We start from the raw sequence: 18,346 nt of genomic DNA on the forward strand, positions 1-18,346 counted from the left end.
GTATGATGATCAGTAGGACTTATAACATTGCGAGAAAAATACGATGATCAAACAACGGACACTAAAACGTATTATTACAGCGACTGGTGTTGGTTTACATACCGGCAAGAAAGTTACGCTTACATTACGTCCAGCGCCGGCCAATACCGGGGTCATCTACCGTCGTACTGACCTTAATCCACCGGTTGATTTTCCGGCAGATGCGAAATCAGTTCGTGACACCATGTTATGTACATGCTTAGTTAATGAAGATAACGTGCGTATTTCGACTGTTGAGCATTTGAATGCTGCCTTAGCAGGGTTAGGTATCGATAACATTGTTATTGAAGTCAATGCGCCTGAAATCCCTATTATGGATGGCAGTGCAGCACCATTTGTATTCTTACTGCTTGATGGCGGTATTGAAGAGTTAAATTGTGCGAAGAAATTTTTACGTATAAAAGAAACTGTACGCGTTGAAGATGGTGATAAATGGGCTGAAATGCGACCTTATAATGGGTTTAGCCTTGATTTCACAATTGATTTTCAACACCCAGCAATTGATAGTAGCACACAACGCTACTCACTTGATTTCTCAGCGGAATCATTTGTAAATCAAATTAGCCGTGCGCGTACTTTTGGCTTTATGCGTGATATTGAATATCTGCAATCAAAAGGCTTATGCTTAGGCGGTAGTTTCGACTGCGCCATCGTTGTTGATGACTATAAAGTTCTTAACGAAGATGGTTTACGTTTTGAAGATGAATTCGTTCGTCACAAAATGTTAGATGCAATTGGTGATTTATTCATGTGTGGGCACAACATTATTGGCGCATTCACTGCGTTTAAGTCAGGTCATGCATTGAATAACAAGCTGTTACAAGCAGTTTTAGCGAAAGAATCTGCTTGGGACCTCGTCACATTTGAAGACGAAGCTCAATTGCCTGTCGCATTCAAAGCACCTTCAACGGTGTTTGCATAATACTTGATTATGCAGCTACCTTCGAAAGCTAATCGAAGCTAGCCTTTTCTGTTGGTTGCACTAGTACTCTCTCCGGCTAGTGCAGCCAGCCGCTCAAACCTTTCTTTTAATCCTTTCGGGCTATTTTCCGCTAATTTCAAAAGTGTTTTCGCTGTCTGTGTGCTTATCTGACGTTCGTTCATTTTTTGACTTGTTGAAGCTGTTTGCTTAGTTACTGAGCTATTTTGCTTCGATTTTCGCACAAGATCGGGATTGATTCTGATGTCGATAGAAGATAAAGATGGTAGAATAGATGTTCTTAATGCAGAAAGAAGATTGATTTTTTCGTAATTAAGTCGGGTCATCCAACTGGCATTTGCCACTTCAATGACCATAATATTATTACGGTAGTTTGCAACACGGCACATGGGTTTAATTTCAGCCGGTAGTAACCCTTTTACAGCCCGATTCAGTTTGATAATTGCTTTTGCATTACGCTGAATAGTTTGTAAAGTGTTCGATGATGTTGCCAATGATCCTTCAAGAACATCAAAAAGTGCTTGTGGATGACTATCTCTCATTTTTAGCTCCAGCTGAGAATGAAACAACGAATTACAAATAATAATTTTGTCACTTATTTATTATATAAGAGTTTGATGGGCATTTTAAATTTTTGGCGACAACTTGGTAGAAAATACTTTTGGTCCCACCTGTTATTAGGTGTGGTTGCCACGGGTGTCGGCTTGCCTACAATTTTAAATGCGTTATCAGAGTCTCAACATACACAGGTTAACTCTTCACCAGTTAATCGCCAAAACCAAGCTGTTAATGCTTTTGACAATTTATTTGCTCAACAAAATTCCCAACGCTCTTCGTCATCATCGTCATCTTATTCAGTAAATTACTGGCAGCAACATGCGGTAAGGAATGTCATTCGGCAGCTAACTTTTGCTTTTTCGGCAACGGAAGACGATGATGTAAACGCTGCAACAAAAGAGACTGAACAGCTTATTGTTCCACAATTGATGTTAGATACGCTGTATGCCATGTTAGCACAGCGCTCACTTCAGTGGGATGAAAGTGTTATCCAATTTAGTCATTATAACTATCCTCATATTATTGCCTACCAACCTGCAATTTGGATTGCCCAAGTTCACGGTATTCGTGCCGGTCCGTTAACAGCCTAATCTTCATTCATGACAAGCCAGCTTATTGCTGCGCTGTTTTATGTCATAAAATTTATTAAAATTTAAAACAATTAATTGATTATTAGAGATTAGAACATGTTAACAAAGATTTTAACCAAAGTTTTTGGTAGTCGTAATGACCGCACGTTACGCCGCTTACGTAAAGAAGTTGAAAAAATTAACCGCCTTGAGCCAGACTTCGAAAAATTATCTGATGATGAGCTAAAAGCAAAAACGGTGGAGTTTCGTGAACGTTTAACGAAAGGTGAAAGCTTAGAAAGCATCATTCCTGAAGCATTTGCAACTGTTCGTGAAGCCAGTAAACGTGTATTTGGTATGCGCCATTTTGATGTACAGCTTATCGGTGGGATGGTACTGAATGAACGCTGTATTGCTGAAATGCGTACAGGGGAAGGTAAAACATTAACGGCAACATTGCCCGCTTATATCAACGCGTTAAGTGGCAAAGGGGTTCACGTAGTTACGGTGAATGACTACTTAGCCAAACGTGATGCTGAAAATAACCGTCCATTATTTGAATTTTTAGGCCTAACGGTAGGTATCAACCTACCAGGTATGGCTCCTCCTGCAAAACGTGAAGCGTACGCGGCAGATATCACTTACGGTACGAATAATGAATTTGGTTTCGACTACTTACGCGACAACATGGCATTTAGCCCTGAAGAGCGTGTTCAACGCAAATTGCATTATGCATTGGTGGATGAGGTCGACTCCATTCTTATCGATGAAGCACGTACACCGCTGATTATTTCAGGCCCTGCAGAAGACAGCTCTGAATTGTACCAAAAAGTAGATAAACTTATTCCACATCTACAACGTCAAGAGAAAGAAGATTCAGACACTTTCCAAGGGGAAGGCCACTTCTCTGTTGATGAAAAAGCACGTCAAGTGACCATAACTGAACGTGGGCTGGTATTAATCGAAGAGCTTCTGGTAAAAGAAGGTTTAATGGATGAAGGTGAGTCCCTATATTCGCCTTCTAACATCATGTTAATGCACCATGTAATGGCAGGTTTGCGTGCACATGCGTTGTTTACCTTAGACGTTGATTATATTGTAAAAGATGGTCAAATCGTCATTGTTGATGAACACACCGGCCGTACAATGGAAGGGCGTCGTTGGTCTGACGGTTTACACCAAGCAGTTGAAGCGAAAGAAGGGGTTGAAATTCAAAATGAAAATCAAACCTTAGCTTCTATTACTTTCCAGAATTATTTCCGTTTATATGAAAAACTTGCAGGTATGACGGGGACTGCAGATACCGAAGCATTTGAATTTAGTTCAATTTATAAACTCGATACAATTGTTATCCCAACTAACCGCCCAATGGTTCGTAAAGACTTACCTGATCTCGTTTATATGAACGAAACTGATAAGTTTGCAGCAATTATTGAAGATATTCGCGAAAGAACCGCCAATGGACAACCAGTTCTTGTTGGTACGATTTCTATTGAGAAATCTGAATTGATTTCTAATGCATTGAAAAAAGCCAAAATTGCTCATAATGTTTTGAATGCTAAATTCCACGCAATGGAAGCGGATATCATCGCGAATGCAGGTCAAGCTGCTGCCGTGACGATCGCAACTAACATGGCAGGTCGTGGTACTGACATTATGTTAGGTGGTAGCTGGCAAACTGAGGTTGCAGCATTAGAAGAGCCAACCCAAGAGCAAATTGATGAGATCAAAGCAAACTGGAAAGTACGCCATGATGCAGTATTAGCGGCGGGTGGTTTGCATATTATCGGTACAGAGCGTCATGAGTCACGTCGTATCGATAACCAGTTACGTGGTCGTGCGGGTCGTCAAGGGGATGCGGGTTCATCTCGTTTTTACCTATCTATGGAAGATGCGCTGATGCGTATTTTTGCCTCAGACCGCGTTACTGGAATGATGAAAAAGTTAGGTATGAAACCGGGTGAAGCTATCGAGCACCCATGGGTGACTAAGGCTATCGCTAACGCACAACGTAAAGTTGAAAGCCGCAACTTTGATATTCGTAAACAGTTACTTGAATATGATGATGTTGCAAGTGACCAGCGTCGTGCTATTTATACTCAACGTAATGAATTACTTGATGGCGGTGATATTAAAGAAACGGTTGATAGCATTCGTGAGGATGTGTTAACCACAACTATGGATGCCTATATTCCACCTCAATCACTTGAAGAAATGTGGGATATTGAAGGTTTACATCAGCGTTTAGTCAATGATTTTGACCTCGATTTACCAATCAAAGAGTGGTTAGACAAAGAGCCTGAGTTACACGAAGAAACATTGCGTGAACGCATTATGGCAAAAGCGATTGAAGTTTATGGTCGTAAAGAAGAAATTGTTGGCGCAGAAGCGATGCGTAATTTCGAAAAAGGTGTCATGTTGCAAACATTAGACACGTTATGGAAAGAGCACTTAGCGTCAATGGATTACTTACGCCAAGGCATTCATTTGCGTGGTTATGCGCAAAAAGATCCTAAGCAAGAATACAAACGTGAATCTTTCAGCATGTTTGCTAACATGCTTGAAGCCTTGAAATATGAAGTGATTAGCACTTTATCTAAGGTACAAGTTCGTTTACCTGAAGAGGTTGAAGCATTAGAGCAACAGCGTCGTGAAGAAGCTGAGCGTTTAGCGAAAAGGCAACAATTAAGCCATGAAGCAGGTGCTGAATCTTTAATGACTGAAAATGAAGCTAAAATTGCAACTCAAGGTCATAAAATTGGTCGTAATGATCCTTGTCCTTGTGGTTCAGGTAAAAAATATAAGCAATGTCACGGTCGCTTAAACTAGTTCATCATTAACTCTAATATAAAGAAAAGGCGGGGTAACCCGCCTTTTTGACGAAAAAATTATGGAAAAAAAACATTTACATATCGCAGCTGGGATCATTCGTAATTCTCAGGAAAAAATTTTTATTACTAAACGGCCTGAAGGCTCACATATGGCTGGTTTTTGGGAGTTTCCTGGTGGAAAACTTGAAACTAATGAATCTCCTGAAGCAGCATTAGTTCGTGAGCTTGAAGAAGAAGTTGGAATTATAGTGACTAAGAGCGAGTTATTTCATCGCGTTGATCATGAGTTTGATGATCGTTTCATTACACTCTATTTTTTCATAGTTTCTTCGTGGGAAAATGAACCGTATGGTAAAGAAGGGCAAGACTCGCGTTGGGTTTATCAACATGATCTTATTGCAAATGAATTCCCTCCAGCAAATCGTATCATTGTTGATTTATTAACGCAGAGAAGTGATCAACATAATAGCTGATATTGATATTAAGTGGAAAATACACAATGATATATTTTCCACTTAATTTTATGCTGTCGCGACTTAACGTATTATTTATCTGGTTGTTCGCTCCAATCATCGCTGTCAGATATATCCCCTTGGCTAGCAATTCGTTTCTCTTCACTAGCCCACTCACCAAGGTCAATAAGTTGACAACGTTTACTGCAAAATGGCCGGAAAGGGCTATTTTCATTCCAAACAACGATCTTTTTACATGTAGGGCAATTTACTTCAATGATTTCACTCATAAATATATATCTCTAGCTAGCAACAGGATAACTCAAAATTAATAACATCTGGAAGTATACCATTCTCACTGTCGATATGTAGAAAGCGTAAGGCAAATCGTGTTTTATGGCCTGAAATTTGCGGGTAAATGAGATGTTCAATGGATAATTTGATGCGTAGTAACTCTTTACCCTCGACATTATCTTGATAGAAACCATTATGAGATTCTTTTATCTCAAAATTTCCACTTTGTCGAATTAATGTAAGAACGGTGTTTAATGCATTCTTCAGTGGGTCGAGGCTTTGTAGCCATCCATTGATGGACTTATTTCGCTCGATCTGTGAAATGTTCAACCAAAGCTGTAGTGTGGGGAGATCAAAACTACAGCAGCCACCAGGGATGCTTAAACGTTGACGTACCATACTGATAATTTTATCTGTTCGTAAATGGTGGCCAAAACGTGGGGCTGACATTAATTTGGAGATTGTTTCAGATAATTGTTCAAGCAATGTAGAAATTAATTGGTTATCGGCATTAGGCGCTTCGGCCCAATTCGCTAACTGGATCCGTTGTTTTTCGAGCTCTTTCATGAGCTCAGAACGTACCTCTCCTCTATCTAGAATTTCAATTAGTTCTGAAACAGAACGGAAAAAGGCAATACCAGTAGAGTAGGAAGTAATATTACTTAGCTCATAAATTTGAGATAAAAGTGTTTCAAGGCGCAGCCACGAACGAATTTTTTCATTCATTGGGTATTCATAAGTAATAAAATTTGTTGCAATTAATTCGCCCATTTTAATTCCTATTTTTTTATTTTTGCTAGCGTTAAGTACTGGTTATGAAAAGCAGCGACCTTGCCTGAGAGATCCGTATCATGAGAATGGTTTGTTATTATATCATTGGCATAATTAAGTCGTTTTTCACGGCTAACTTGTGCATTAAGTATATTAGTAACTTGTTCTAAACTGGTCTTATCTCTTTTTAATGTACGCTGAATTTGCTCTTCAGTAGTAACATCAACAACTAATACCCTATCGGCCAAATGATGAATATTATTTTCAATTAATAAAGGGACTACCCATAACACATAAGGGTAATTTATTTGCTGAAATTGCTTTTGTGTTTCTTGCTGGATCAATGGATGAAGCAAAGCATTCAGCCATTTTTTTTCATCGGGCTTGGAAAAAATAATTTCCCTTAAGCGTTGTCTATTTAGCTCTCCGTTCGGAAGAATAACACCCTTACCAAAGTGGCGTGTAATGCTTTCTAAGGCAGGGGTATTTGGCTCAACAACCTGCCGAGCAATCACATCTGCATCAACTAGGGGGACTCCAAGTTTAGCAAATTCATTTGCAACGGTTGTTTTACCACTTCCAATACCACCAGTTAAAGCAACTATATAAGGCATATGATTATTCATTTACTCGTTGAAAAAAAATAGATTACACTGAAATAAATCATTTGTCTTCATCCAAAGTAATATTACGATGAATAGGTTAAAAAACAAATTTTTATATAAAATATTTAAGGTGAAATACCATATTCATATCTACATAAAATTATTTATAACTCAGTTATAACATTTCCTAAGTTAAATATCGGTAGATACATTGCTAACATGATCATTCCTACCAGTATAGCAATTAAAAGGAGTAAAATAGGTTCAAGATTTTTTAAGTTTCTTTCTGTAATAAAAACATATTGCTCTGAATAATATTTGAATAAATAATTTGAGAAATAGTGTATTTTTCCAGATTCTTCGGCAATAGACATTAGCTGTACAGATAAATCAGGGAAAAATTTGGTTTGCTTCATTGCACAGGACAGTAATTCTCCTCTATGTACCGACATATGTACGTATTTACAGTCTTTTTGGTATTGAGGATTGCTGATAGTTTGAATTGTACATTTTAAGCATTCAGATAATGACAATCCTACGTTAATAGTTGAGTGCATCGTTAAGAAATATAGGCTTAAATTATGAAACTGTAATGATTTTTTGAATATGGGGAGGTGCATGATTGTTTTTTTCAATAAAACTAATGTTTTCATCTTAAATTTAAATGCTATAAAGGATGCAAATAGTAAAGTAATAAATAAATAGGAGGAATAATCTCGTAGGGAGTTAGAGATAAAGGTTATTATTTTTGTGATGAGAGGTAATTCATGTGTAACATTTTCATAGATGCTCTCAAATTGGGGGACGACATAGAACATCATAATGAATAATAATATTATTGAGAATACAGAAAGGATTATTGGGTATCGTATTGACTTGTTGATAAGTAGTGATGTTCTATTATTATGCTCTAAAATTTTGTTGATTGTACTAAAGCTTTCCTCATATTGACCTGTTTTTTCTGCAATGGTAATAATACTTATTACTGTGTCATCAAAGATTATTGGGTATTTTTGTAAGTACTGTGAGAGTTTTTCTCCTTTTTCAATATGAATTATTGAGTTCTCAATAATATCAATCCAAAAGGGGAGTTGGCAGTTGGTCTGTAATATTTTCAAACATTGTACAAGATTAATACCGGATGAGGATAATAAAGATAACTGATGAAAAAAATGAATTCTATAATTAATGTTGTTTTTGTCTAAAGTGAATATTGTTTTTAGCTTTATGTGTATAGGAATTAAGTTCCTTTCAGATATGTTGATGAAAGCCTGCTTTTTACTCTTCGCTATTAGCGTACTATGTGTTAGTTGATCGTTAAAATCAATGGCGCTATATGAATAAATAAACATGTTAACTCACTCCATTTCCGATAATGGAATAGATTTCTTGAAGAGTTGTTTCACCCATTTCAACAAGTTCTATACCTGCATTAAAAAGACTAATAAAATTATTTGGATTCTCTAATGTATTCTTTGTGAGTATTTCACAGATGCTTTTATGGTCGATATATTCATAAACTGCGGTTCTCCCCATAAAACCAGAAAAACAGAGTTCACACCCTTTTGCTGACCATTCATTTATTATATGGTTAGCGTGTAGTTTGGTTTTCTTAGGCATTGCTTCTTTGCAGTGAGGACAAAGTTTTCGTACCAGTCTTTGTGCAATGACCATTTTGAGACAAGATTTTAGTTGGCTATTTTCTATCCCTAGTTGGTTCATTCTCTCTATTGCACTGAATGTACAATTTGTGTGTAATGTAGACAAAACTAGATGGCCAGTTTGAGCTGCTCTAGTCGCTATTTTGGCTGTTTCTTCATCACGAATTTCACCGATCATAATGACATCCGGGTCTTGTCGCAGAAGTGCTCTTAAAATAAAAGAGAAATTAAGTTTGTATTTTTCATTAACTTGGGTTTGATTAATTCCTTGTAGTGGAATTTCAATTGGGTCCTCAATGGTTGTTATATTTCTTGAGGACTGATTTAAATATTCTAGGTAACTATAAAGAGTTACTGTTTTACCGCTTCCTGTGGGCCCTGTAACTAAGATTAGCCCTTGTGGTCGATTTAAATATTCTTTTAATGAATCAAGAAGGGAAGAGCACATCCCTATGTGCTCTAAAGAATATTTTAATTGTGTATTCAAAATACGTAGGACTAATTTTTCACCGTGAATTGTCGGAATACTTGAAAGACGAATGCTATAATTTTGCCCGTCAAAGTACCAACTCATTTGGCCATCTTGTGGAAGTCTTTTTTCCGCAATATTCATTTTTGCGAGTATTTTTATACGAGCAATAACTTCACTATTAATCTCATAAGGAGGAGAAGGAATAAAATATAGTTTTCCATCGACTCGTAATCTAATTTTCAACCCATGCTTAGTCGGTTCAAGGTGTATATCCGATGAACGTTTATGAACCGCTGTTTTTAGTAATTCATCCACAAAGTTAATCGCAGGGGATGAAGTATTTAATGGCTCGGGTTCTTTTGGTTGATAATGTGCCTCCTCCTCTTTTATTTCATGTGTTGTATTATTGAAATAATGGTCTATTTTTTCTTTCGGCCAAATGTCATAGCATACAGGGACACTGGCAATAAATTTTAATGTGGCTATTAAATTATCATCCGGCTTTTTAACTACAGCTATAGATAACCGTTTTTGATTATAGTCGATGATTATAATGTAATTCCTATCACATAGACTCTTAAGTTCTTTATAAATGAATTGATCGTTTCTAGATATATTCATATGTATATTTCCAATTAAAATACAAAGGTTTTTTCGCACAATGACTTTAATTTGATATTATTTTTGTTTTCACAAGCAACTGCCCAATTAAAGGGAGTATTTAAGGATGGAATGGTTGGTGTCAATGTAACCTTTAAGCCTGCTAGTGATTTATCTGTGGAAAATGTAATAACGCCTGATTTAACCTCTATTTTACTAATATATCTCCCGGTTATATTGGTAGGGATATCATCATTGCCTCCGTTGCATTGTGATAAACTACCCCGGTTAAAACTACATATTTCTACACTGTTTTTATAAGGGATGACGGTTTGGAGCACATCAGTAATCGCTGCTTTTTGCATATAGCTTTGATAGCCAGGGATCGCAATAGCACTTAAAATTGATATGATTGCAATGACTACCATAATTTCAATGAGTGAAAAGCCTTGTTGATTCATAAATAAAACCTCCGTTGTTAAGTGAGGCTTTATCATAATTAGATTTTTAATTTGAAATTAGAGGTTAAAAAAGAGAGTGCGAAGCAATTTGTAAATGTTTATTGAAATGTAGGTTAGGTTGCATTTTTCTTCGAGCAGCTTCGCAATAAATAACAAGAATAAAATAGAAGCTGGGGTTTTAGGATGAATTAGGTGAAAATAAATGTATCTATATTGCATTAGCGGATAATTTTAATATGGATATTATCCGCTAATAATTATTAAACTAATAATTCTTTAACTTATTCTTATAATATAGCCAATCAAAGAATGGACCAGGATCTGTTTTACGGCCAGGGGCGATATCACTGTGACCAGTAATATTATTTTTAATTAGTGGGTATTCAATTGTAAGCAAATTAGTTAAATAAGTTAGGGACTGATACTGTTCTTCTGTAAATGGATCAAAATCAGTACCTTCTAGTTCAATACCAATAGAGAAATCGTTACATTTTTCATGGCCCTGGTAAGAAGACTGGCCTGCATGCCAAGCTCGTAAATGAAAAGGGACATATTGAATAATTGTACCATCACGGCGTATTAGGCAATGAGCTGAAACACGAAGGTGTTTAATTTCATAAAAAAATGGATGTTCATCAGGGTTTAAAGTCCCTGTAAATAATTGATTTATATAAGGTCCACCAAATTGACCCGGTGGAAGGCTGATATTATGAATGACTAGAAGAGAAGGTATGGCATTAGTGGGGCGCTCATCATGATGTGGAGAAGGGATATGAGTCACATTATTTAGCCAACCATTATGTATTTTCATATCGTTATCCATAGTATTCTCTTTTCTTTTTTGTTAGCACTCGTTATCTGCAAACGGAAAGATTAGCATAGATGAAACGAAGCGAGTGTATATTTTGGAGTTAAAAATGACTATACGGCGATATGATGAACAACAAAGACGCGAAAAACTTTTTGAGCGGTTACAGATTGATATTCCTTTTATGGTCAGTGTGGCTTTGAAAGAGGACTTAGGTCAATCTGTTGATTATAAAAAGGATATTACTGGTCAGTTGTTAAATGCGGATAGGCAAGCGAGTGCTCGAATTATTACTCGTGAACAAGGTGTTTTTTGCGGTAAGCAATGGTTAGATGAAGTCTTTCTTCAACTTGGCGGGCAAGTCAAAATTGATTGGAAGGTCCAAGATGGTGAAGCCGTGGCTCCTAATCAAGTTCTTTGTGAGATGCATGGCCCATCACAAATTTTATTAACTGGTGAGCGCACGGCTTTGAATTTTATTCAAACGCTTTCTTCTGTTTCAAGTATAACTGCTGAATATGTAAAACAAATCACAGGTACAAGAGCGAAGTTACTTGATACACGTAAAACTATCCCAGGCTTAAGGACCGCTTTAAAATATGCAGTGTTGATGGGGGGAGGGTTTAACCATCGCCTAGGTTTATCTGATGCTTACTTAATAAAAGAAAACCACATTATATCGGCCGGTTCAGTTGAACGAGCTGTTGAACTAGCACGTAACGCACATCCTGATGTCCCAATTGAAATTGAAGTTGAAAGTTTAGATGAGCTATTACGAGCCCTGAAAGCGCAAGCTGATATCATTATGTTAGATAACTTTACTCCAGTTATGATGAAAGAAGCTGTCGTGTTAACCGCAGGAAAAGCCGCACTTGAAGTTTCCGGTGATGTCACATTAGCAACGATAAAAGAATTCGCAGAAACAGGGATTGATTTTATTTCTGTTGGTGCGTTAACCAAGCATATTAAAGCCATGGATTTGTCTATGCGTTTTATTGATAAGAATGGGTAATTGATCTAATTAATTCGGGATGCCTTAGCCATAGTATTGCTAATAAAGCTTTAATACACGTTATCTATTCGTGTTAAGTCGGATGTGGGCATCCTACTTACTTATCGCCTAACTGTACTTTGATATTGATTTAAATATCTAAGGGGTTGCAACGAATTAAGGGATTACCACGAAATATTTGTAGTTCCTCATCAATCGAAACATTATTGCATTTTTTTTGTTCATCAATAAATTGAAACATTACAGCGCTATTTTATTTTCTACATCAATTTTATTCTAAGGTAATGGATAGGCTTGAATGTAAATCTATCAAATAAATTTTAGTTAAGTTTGGGTTAAACTGTTTTGTTAACATAAAATTAACACACTTGCAGTCTTGGAGAGTAAAAATTGCTATTAAGGGGGTTGTTTGTTTTTAAATTCATTAATTGTGAATTTGAATTCACTCAACTGGTTGCTTTAACGGTTCAGTTTTTGCGTTTTAGCATAAAAAATCGTTTTTAATGTTAAAATATGTCATGCTAAATTACATATTAGGTTATCAATTCATGCTAAATTTTAAAAAAAATTGTTAAGATTTGCAGGATTTTATGATTTAGCGCAAGGTCTTTATGGACAGATAGTGAATACTTTGTTACTTTATTAACCCATAAATAAATTGGTATTACCAATTAACACTGGGTAATACGTAATCAATAGTTACTCACTTATGAATATGGCAGATTATGACTTACGGTAAAATTCGCCAACCAAAGTTATCAGATGTAATAGAGCAGCGTCTCGAACATCTTATTTTCGAAGGGACATTACGCCCTGGCGAAAAGCTGCCCCCTGAACGCGAACTTGCAAAGCAGTTTGACGTATCTCGACCATCAGTGCGTGAAGCAATTCAAACGTTAGAGGCGAAAGGCCTTTTATCTCGCCGCCAAGGTGGCGGAACCTTCGTACAAAAGAAAATGTGGCAAAGCTTTAGTGACCCTTTGGCTCAGCTACTTGAAGGCAATCCTGAATCTCAATTTGATCTCCTTGAAACTCGCCATGCCCTTGAAGGTATTGCAGCTTACTATGCAGCACTTCGTGGCACAGATGAGGATCTTGAACGGATTCGCCAAAGCTATGAATTAATTAAGACAGCGCAAGAAAATGGCGGGCTAGAAGCAGAGTCAGACGCAGTATTACAATATCAACTCATTGTGACTGAAGCTGCTCATAATGTCGTTTTATTACACCTTTTGCGTTGTATGATCCCGATGTTAGAACAAAATATTCGTCAGAATTTCGAGTTCTTATATACCCGTAAAGAAATGTATAAAGCAGTTAGTGAACATCGAGCACAGATTTTTGCCGCTATAATGGCAAGAGAACCTGAAAAAGCACGTGAAGCTTCTCATCGTCATTTAGCCTTTATCGAAGATCTACTGTTGGATATTAGCCGAGAGCAAACTCGCAGAGAACGTTCTTTACGTCGGTTACAGCAACATCCTGATTTGAATTAATAATATAGATCCTGACTGCTGCGTCTATATTATTGTGAGTACTCTAATTAAGAGTTAAAGCGGCAACTACATCAGGGCCTATCTTCCTGCTGTTTTACAGCAATGAGGAAAATAGCAGGAAGATAGGCTCCACATAAACATATAAAATAGATAACAGATAAGGAATACACCATGTCAGATATGTTAAAAAATGACGTGGATCCGATTGAAACTCGCGACTGGCTACAGGCGATTGAATCGGTCATCCGTGAAGAAGGTGTTGATCGTGCTCAGTTTATTATCGAACAGGTATTAAGCGAAGCACGTAAAGGCGGTGTTAATATTGCCGCTGGTGCATCTGGTCATTCTGATTACATCAACACAATAGCTGTTGAAGATGAGCCGGCATACCCTGGTAACATGGATTTAGAGCGCCGTATTCGCTCTGCAATTCGTTGGAACGCAGTGATGACTGTTTTACGCGCTTCCAAAAAAGACTTAGAACTGGGTGGCCACATGGCTTCTTTCCAGTCATCAGCAACTTTATATGAAGTGTGCTTTAACCACTTCTTCCGTGCACATAATAACAATGACGGCGGAGATTTAGTCTTCTTCCAAGGTCATATCTCTCCTGGTATTTACGCACGTGCGTTCTTGGAAGGCCGCTTAACTGAAGAGCAAATGAACAACTTCCGTCAAGAAATTGGTGGAAATGGTCTGTCTTCTTATCCACACCCTAAATTAATGCCTGACTTCTGGCAGTTCCCGACTGTGTCAATGGGGCTGGGGCCAATTAATGCTATCTATCAAGCTAAATTCCTGAAATACCTTGATAACCGTGGGCTGAAAGATACATCAGCTCAGCGTGTATATGCATTCCTTGGTGATGGTGAGATGGATGAGCCAGAATCTAAAGGTGCAATTACTATCGCAACTCGCGATAAATTAGATAACTTAGTTTTTGTTATCAACTGTAACCTGCAACGTTTAGATGGCCCAGTTACTGGTAATGGTAAAATTGTTAATGAACTAGAAGGTATCTTTAATGGTGCTGGCTGGCAAGTTATCAAAGTTATGTGGGGCGACCGTTGGGATGAATTACTGCGTAAAGATACGAGCGGTAAACTTGTTCAACTGATGAACGAAACCTTAGATGGCGATTACCAAACCTTTAAATCACGTGACGGTGCATACGTTCGTGAACACTTCTTTAATCGTTACCCAGAAACTGCAGCATTAGTTAAAGATATGACTGATGATGAGATTTGGGCTCTGAACCGTGGTGGTCACGATCCGAAGAAAGTGTATGCTGCATTCCAAAAAGCCAAAGAAACTAAAGGCAAACCGACTGTTATTTTAGCGCAAACCATCAAAGGTTATGGTATGGGTGAAACTGCAGAAGGTAAAAACATTGCTCACCAAGTGAAGAAAATGAACATGGATGGCGTTCGTCATTTCCGTGATCAGTTCAATGTGCCTGTTGCTGATGAGCAAATTGAAAAACTGCCATACATTACGTTTGAAAAAGATTCCGAAGAGTACAAATATCTACATGAACGCCGTCAAGCGTTAGGTGGTTATTTGCCAGCTCGTCGTTCAACCTTTGATGAAAAATTAGATATTCCTGCACTGGCAGATTTCAGCCAATTATTGGAAGAACAATCTAAAGAAATTTCAACAACTATCGCGTTCGTTCGTGCGTTGAACGTCATGTTGAAAAACAAATCGATTAAAGAACGTTTAGTACCAATCATCGCTGATGAAGCGCGTACATTTGGTATGGAAGGTCTATTCCGCCAAATCGGTATCTATAGTCCTAAAGGTCAGCAATATACTCCGCAAGATCGTGAGCAAGTTGCTTACTATAAAGAAGACTCTAAAGGTCAAATTCTGCAAGAAGGTATCAATGAGCTGGGTGCGGGTTCTTCTTGGTTAGCGGCTGCGACATCATACAGCACTAACAACCTGCCGATGATCCCATTCTATATCTACTACTCAATGTTTGGTTTCCAACGTATTGGCGACTTGATGTGGGCAGCGGGTGACCAACAAGCACGTGGTTTCTTAATTGGTGGTACTTCAGGCCGTACAACACTGAATGGTGAAGGTCTACAGCATGAAGATGGCCATAGCCATATTCAATCACTGACTATTCCTAACTGTATTTCTTATGACCCAGCTTTCGCTTACGAAGTTGCGGTGATCATGCAAGACGGCTTAGAGCGTATGTACGGTGAGAAACAAGAAAACGTTTATTACTACATCACGACGCTGAATGAAAACTACCACATGCCAGCAATGCCAGAAGGCGTAGAAGAAGGTATCCGTAAAGGTATCTATAAACTGGCTTCTGTTGAAGGTAGCAAAGGTAAAGTTCAGCTATTAGGTTCAGGTTCGATGATGCGCCACGTGCGTGAAGCAGCGGATATTCTGTCTGCTGAATATGGAATCGGTTCTGATGTCTATAGCGTGACTTCATTCACTGAATTGGCACGTGATGGTCAAGATTGTGAGCGTTGGAACATGCTGCACCCATCTGAGGCACCACGTGTTCCTTATATTGCACAAGTTATGAACGATGCACCAGCAGTCGCATCAACTGACTACATGAAACTGTTTGCAGAACAAGTTCGTACTTATGTTCCTGCAAGTGATTACCGCGTTCTGGGTACAGATGGTTTCGGTCGTTCAGACAGTCGTGAAAACCTGCGTCACCACTTTGAAGTGGATACATCCTATGTGATTGTTGCAGCGTTAGGTGAATTAGCTAAACGTGGTGAGATTGATGTAAAAGTCGTTGAAGAAGCGATTAAAAAATACAACATCAACCCAGATAAAGTTAACCCACGTTTGGCATAAGAGGTAAAAATCAATGTCTATTGAAATCCAAGTGCCTGATATCGGTGCTGATGAAGTTGAAGTCACCGAAGTGATGGTTAAAGTTGGCGACAAAGTAGAAGCTGAGCAATCGCTTATTACCGTTGAAGGTGATAAAGCTTCTATGGAAGTCCCATCTCCACAAGCGGGTGTGGTAAAAGAAATTAAAATTGCTGTTGGTGATAAAGTGACAACAGGCAAATTAATCATGGTATTCGAAGCGGAGGCGGGTGCAGCAGCGCCAGCTCCTGCAGAAGCCCCAGCAGCTCCAGCGGCAGCACCAAGCGCAGCGGTATCGAAAGATGTTGCTGTACCAGATATCGGTGGCGATGAAGTTGAAGTTACTGAAATTATGGTTAAAGTTGGTGACACGGTTACGGCTGAGCAATCTTTAATCACTGTTGAAGGCGATAAAGCCTCAATGGAAGTTCCTGCACCATTTGCGGGAACCGTTAAAGAAATTAAAATTGCAACCGGTGATAAAGTGAAAACTGGCTCACTGATTATGGTCTTTGAAGTTGCAGGCGCGGCTCCTGTAGCGGCTCCGGCTGCTCAAGCTGCAGCGCCATCAGCGCCAGCTGCTTCAGCGGTTAAAGATGTCAACGTACCAGATATCGGTGGTGATGAAGTTGAAGTCACTGAAGTGATGGTAAAAGTGGGTGATACCGTTTCTGCTGAGCAATCAATCATTACCGTTGAAGGCGACAAAGCCTCAATGGAAGTTCCTGCGCCATTTGCTGGAACCGTTAAAGAAATTAAGATTGCGACTGGCGATAAAGTGAAAACTGGCTCGCTGATCATGACCTTTGAAGTGGCAGGTGCAGCTCCAGCAGCGGCTCCAGTAGCTCAGTCATCTGCTCCGGCTCCTGCGGTCACTCCAGCACCAGCAGCGCCAGCAAAAACAACTGACAGCAAAACTGAATTTGTTGAAAACGATGCATACATCCATGCAACACCAGTTATTCGCCGCTTAGCGCGTGAATTTGGTGTTAACTTAGCGAAAGTTAAAGGCACAGGCCGTAAAGGCCGTATCCTGCGTGAAGACGTTCAAGCTTACGTGAAAGATGCCGTAAAACGTGCGGAAGCTCCTGCAGCAGCAGGTGGCGGTTTACCTGGTATGCTGCCATGGCCGAAAGTGGACTACAGCAAATTTGGTGAAGTTGAAGAAGTTGAACTGGGTCGTATCCAAAAAATCTCTGGTGCTAACCTGAGCCGTAACTGGGTAATGATCCCACACGTTACGCTGATGGAAGAAGTGGATACCACTGAAGTTGAAGAATTCCGTAAGCAACAAAATAAAGAAGCTGAAAAGAAAAAACTGGATGTGAAAATCACACCATTAGTTTTTGTCATGAAAGCGGTTGCTCGTGCTCTGGAAGAAATGCCGCGCTTTAATAGCTCTATTTCTGAAGATGCGCAGCGCCTGTTCCTGAAAAAATATATCAACATCGGTATTGCGGTAGATACACCAAATGGCTTAGTTGTTCCTGTCTTCAAAGACGTAAACAAAAAAGGCATTTTAGAGTTATCTCGCGAACTGATGGAAGTTTCTAAGAAAGCGCGTGCAGGTAAATTGACTGCGTCTGATATGCAAGGTGGCTGCTTCACGATTTCAAGCCTTGGTGGTATCGGAACAACTGGTTTTGCACCAATCGTGAACGCACCAGAAGTTGCAATTATGGGGCTGTCACGTTCTTCAATGAAACCTGTTTGGAATGGTAGCGAGTTTGTTCCTCGCTTGATCCTGCCAATGTCACTGTCCTTCGACCATCGTGTAATCGATGGTGCTGATGGAGCTCGCTTCATCACCCTAGTAGGGCAATTAATGAGCGATATTCGCCGTTTAGTGATGTAAATAATAAGACCGGCGAATAAGCCGGTCTGTTTTATTTAGGCTGGGGCAGAATTTTTTGCTGCCGCT

At 38.8% G+C, this 18,346-nt stretch carries 16 protein-coding genes; 8 read left to right on the plus strand and 8 right to left on the minus strand.

From position 1 onward, the window contains the following. Nucleotides 1-43: 43 nt before the first annotated feature. Nucleotides 44-961, plus strand: a complete 918-nt coding sequence (gene lpxC, locus PR809_RS12270) for a UDP-3-O-acyl-N-acetylglucosamine deacetylase (RefSeq protein WP_004262020.1) — start codon at nt 44-46, stop codon at nt 959-961. Between the two features lie 38 nt (nt 962-999). Here lpxC and PR809_RS12275 read toward each other — a convergent pair whose 3' ends face one another. Continuing rightward, nucleotides 1,000-1,521, minus strand: coding sequence for a DUF721 domain-containing protein (locus tag PR809_RS12275; RefSeq protein ID WP_102137397.1), 522 nt, complete (start codon nt 1,519-1,521; stop codon nt 1,000-1,002). A gap of 75 nt (nt 1,522-1,596) precedes the next feature. Between PR809_RS12275 and secM the strand changes: the two genes are divergently transcribed. The 3 genes from secM to mutT all read left to right on the plus strand — a co-directional run bounded on the left by secM (nt 1,597) and on the right by mutT (nt 5,410). Beyond that, nucleotides 1,597-2,127 carry a secA translation cis-regulator SecM gene (secM, locus tag PR809_RS12280; RefSeq protein ID WP_102137398.1) on the plus strand — a complete coding sequence of 177 codons (531 nt, stop codon included), beginning with the start codon at nt 1,597-1,599 and terminating at the stop codon, nt 2,125-2,127. Between the two features lie 96 nt (nt 2,128-2,223). Next, the gene (gene secA, locus PR809_RS12285) at nt 2,224-4,935 is read left to right on the plus strand and encodes a preprotein translocase subunit SecA (protein ID WP_102137399.1); all 2,712 of its coding nucleotides are present in this window, start codon (nt 2,224-2,226) and stop codon (nt 4,933-4,935) included. A gap of 61 nt (nt 4,936-4,996) precedes the next feature. Continuing rightward, nucleotides 4,997-5,410, plus strand: coding sequence for an 8-oxo-dGTP diphosphatase MutT (mutT, locus tag PR809_RS12290; protein ID WP_166267648.1), 414 nt, complete (start codon nt 4,997-4,999; stop codon nt 5,408-5,410). Nucleotides 5,411-5,481: 71 nt separating this feature from the next. On the opposite strand, the gene yacG is transcribed toward mutT, so the two are convergent. The 7 genes from yacG to ampD all read right to left on the minus strand — a co-directional run bounded on the left by yacG (nt 5,482) and on the right by ampD (nt 11,064). Beyond that, complete coding sequence (yacG, locus tag PR809_RS12295) at nt 5,482-5,679, minus strand: DNA gyrase inhibitor YacG (protein WP_004262008.1); 198 nt, start codon at nt 5,677-5,679, stop codon at nt 5,482-5,484. A 16-nt stretch (nt 5,680-5,695) separates the two neighbouring features. Next, nucleotides 5,696-6,454 (minus strand): cell division protein ZapD, encoded by a 759-nt coding sequence (gene zapD / locus PR809_RS12300; protein ID WP_102137401.1) that lies wholly within the window; start codon nt 6,452-6,454, stop codon nt 5,696-5,698. An 8-nt stretch (nt 6,455-6,462) separates the two neighbouring features. Beyond that, nucleotides 6,463-7,068 (minus strand): dephospho-CoA kinase, encoded by a 606-nt coding sequence (gene coaE / locus PR809_RS12305; RefSeq protein WP_102137402.1) that lies wholly within the window; start codon nt 7,066-7,068, stop codon nt 6,463-6,465. Nucleotides 7,069-7,223: 155 nt separating this feature from the next. Further along, a complete protein-coding gene (locus tag PR809_RS12310) occupies nt 7,224-8,411 on the minus strand; it encodes a type II secretion system F family protein (RefSeq protein ID WP_272524531.1) in 1,188 nt (395 codons plus the stop codon). 1 nt (nt 8,412) lies between these two features. Continuing rightward, nucleotides 8,413-9,813, minus strand: a complete 1,401-nt coding sequence (locus tag PR809_RS12315; protein WP_206276269.1) for an ATPase, T2SS/T4P/T4SS family — start codon at nt 9,811-9,813, stop codon at nt 8,413-8,415. 14 nt (nt 9,814-9,827) lie between these two features. After that, nucleotides 9,828-10,253: a prepilin peptidase-dependent pilin gene (ppdD, locus tag PR809_RS12320; protein ID WP_195697534.1), complete on the minus strand. Its 426-nt coding sequence runs from the start codon at nt 10,251-10,253 to the stop codon at nt 9,828-9,830. Nucleotides 10,254-10,518: 265 nt separating this feature from the next. After that, nucleotides 10,519-11,064 carry a 1,6-anhydro-N-acetylmuramyl-L-alanine amidase AmpD gene (gene ampD, locus PR809_RS12325; protein ID WP_166267708.1) on the minus strand — a complete coding sequence of 182 codons (546 nt, stop codon included), beginning with the start codon at nt 11,062-11,064 and terminating at the stop codon, nt 10,519-10,521. A gap of 106 nt (nt 11,065-11,170) precedes the next feature. Here ampD and nadC point away from each other — a divergent pair, with 106 nt between their 5' ends. The 4 genes from nadC (at nt 11,171) to aceF (ending at nt 18,280) form a co-directional block, all read left to right on the plus strand. Continuing rightward, nucleotides 11,171-12,073 carry a carboxylating nicotinate-nucleotide diphosphorylase gene (gene nadC / locus PR809_RS12330; protein WP_166267656.1) on the plus strand — a complete coding sequence of 301 codons (903 nt, stop codon included), beginning with the start codon at nt 11,171-11,173 and terminating at the stop codon, nt 12,071-12,073. A 725-nt stretch (nt 12,074-12,798) separates the two neighbouring features. Continuing rightward, complete coding sequence (gene pdhR / locus PR809_RS12335; RefSeq protein WP_004261987.1) at nt 12,799-13,569, plus strand: pyruvate dehydrogenase complex transcriptional repressor PdhR; 771 nt, start codon at nt 12,799-12,801, stop codon at nt 13,567-13,569. 171 nt (nt 13,570-13,740) lie between these two features. Next, nucleotides 13,741-16,407: a pyruvate dehydrogenase (acetyl-transferring), homodimeric type gene (aceE, locus tag PR809_RS12340; RefSeq protein ID WP_102137407.1), complete on the plus strand. Its 2,667-nt coding sequence runs from the start codon at nt 13,741-13,743 to the stop codon at nt 16,405-16,407. Between the two features lie 13 nt (nt 16,408-16,420). After that, nucleotides 16,421-18,280, plus strand: a complete 1,860-nt coding sequence (aceF, locus tag PR809_RS12345; RefSeq protein WP_206276268.1) for a pyruvate dehydrogenase complex dihydrolipoyllysine-residue acetyltransferase — start codon at nt 16,421-16,423, stop codon at nt 18,278-18,280. The last annotated feature ends 66 nt before the right edge of the window (nt 18,281-18,346 follow it).

It is taken from the genome of Providencia sp. PROV201, from assembly GCF_028479545.1.
Taxonomy (GTDB): domain Bacteria; phylum Pseudomonadota; class Gammaproteobacteria; order Enterobacterales; family Enterobacteriaceae; genus Providencia; species Providencia huaxiensis.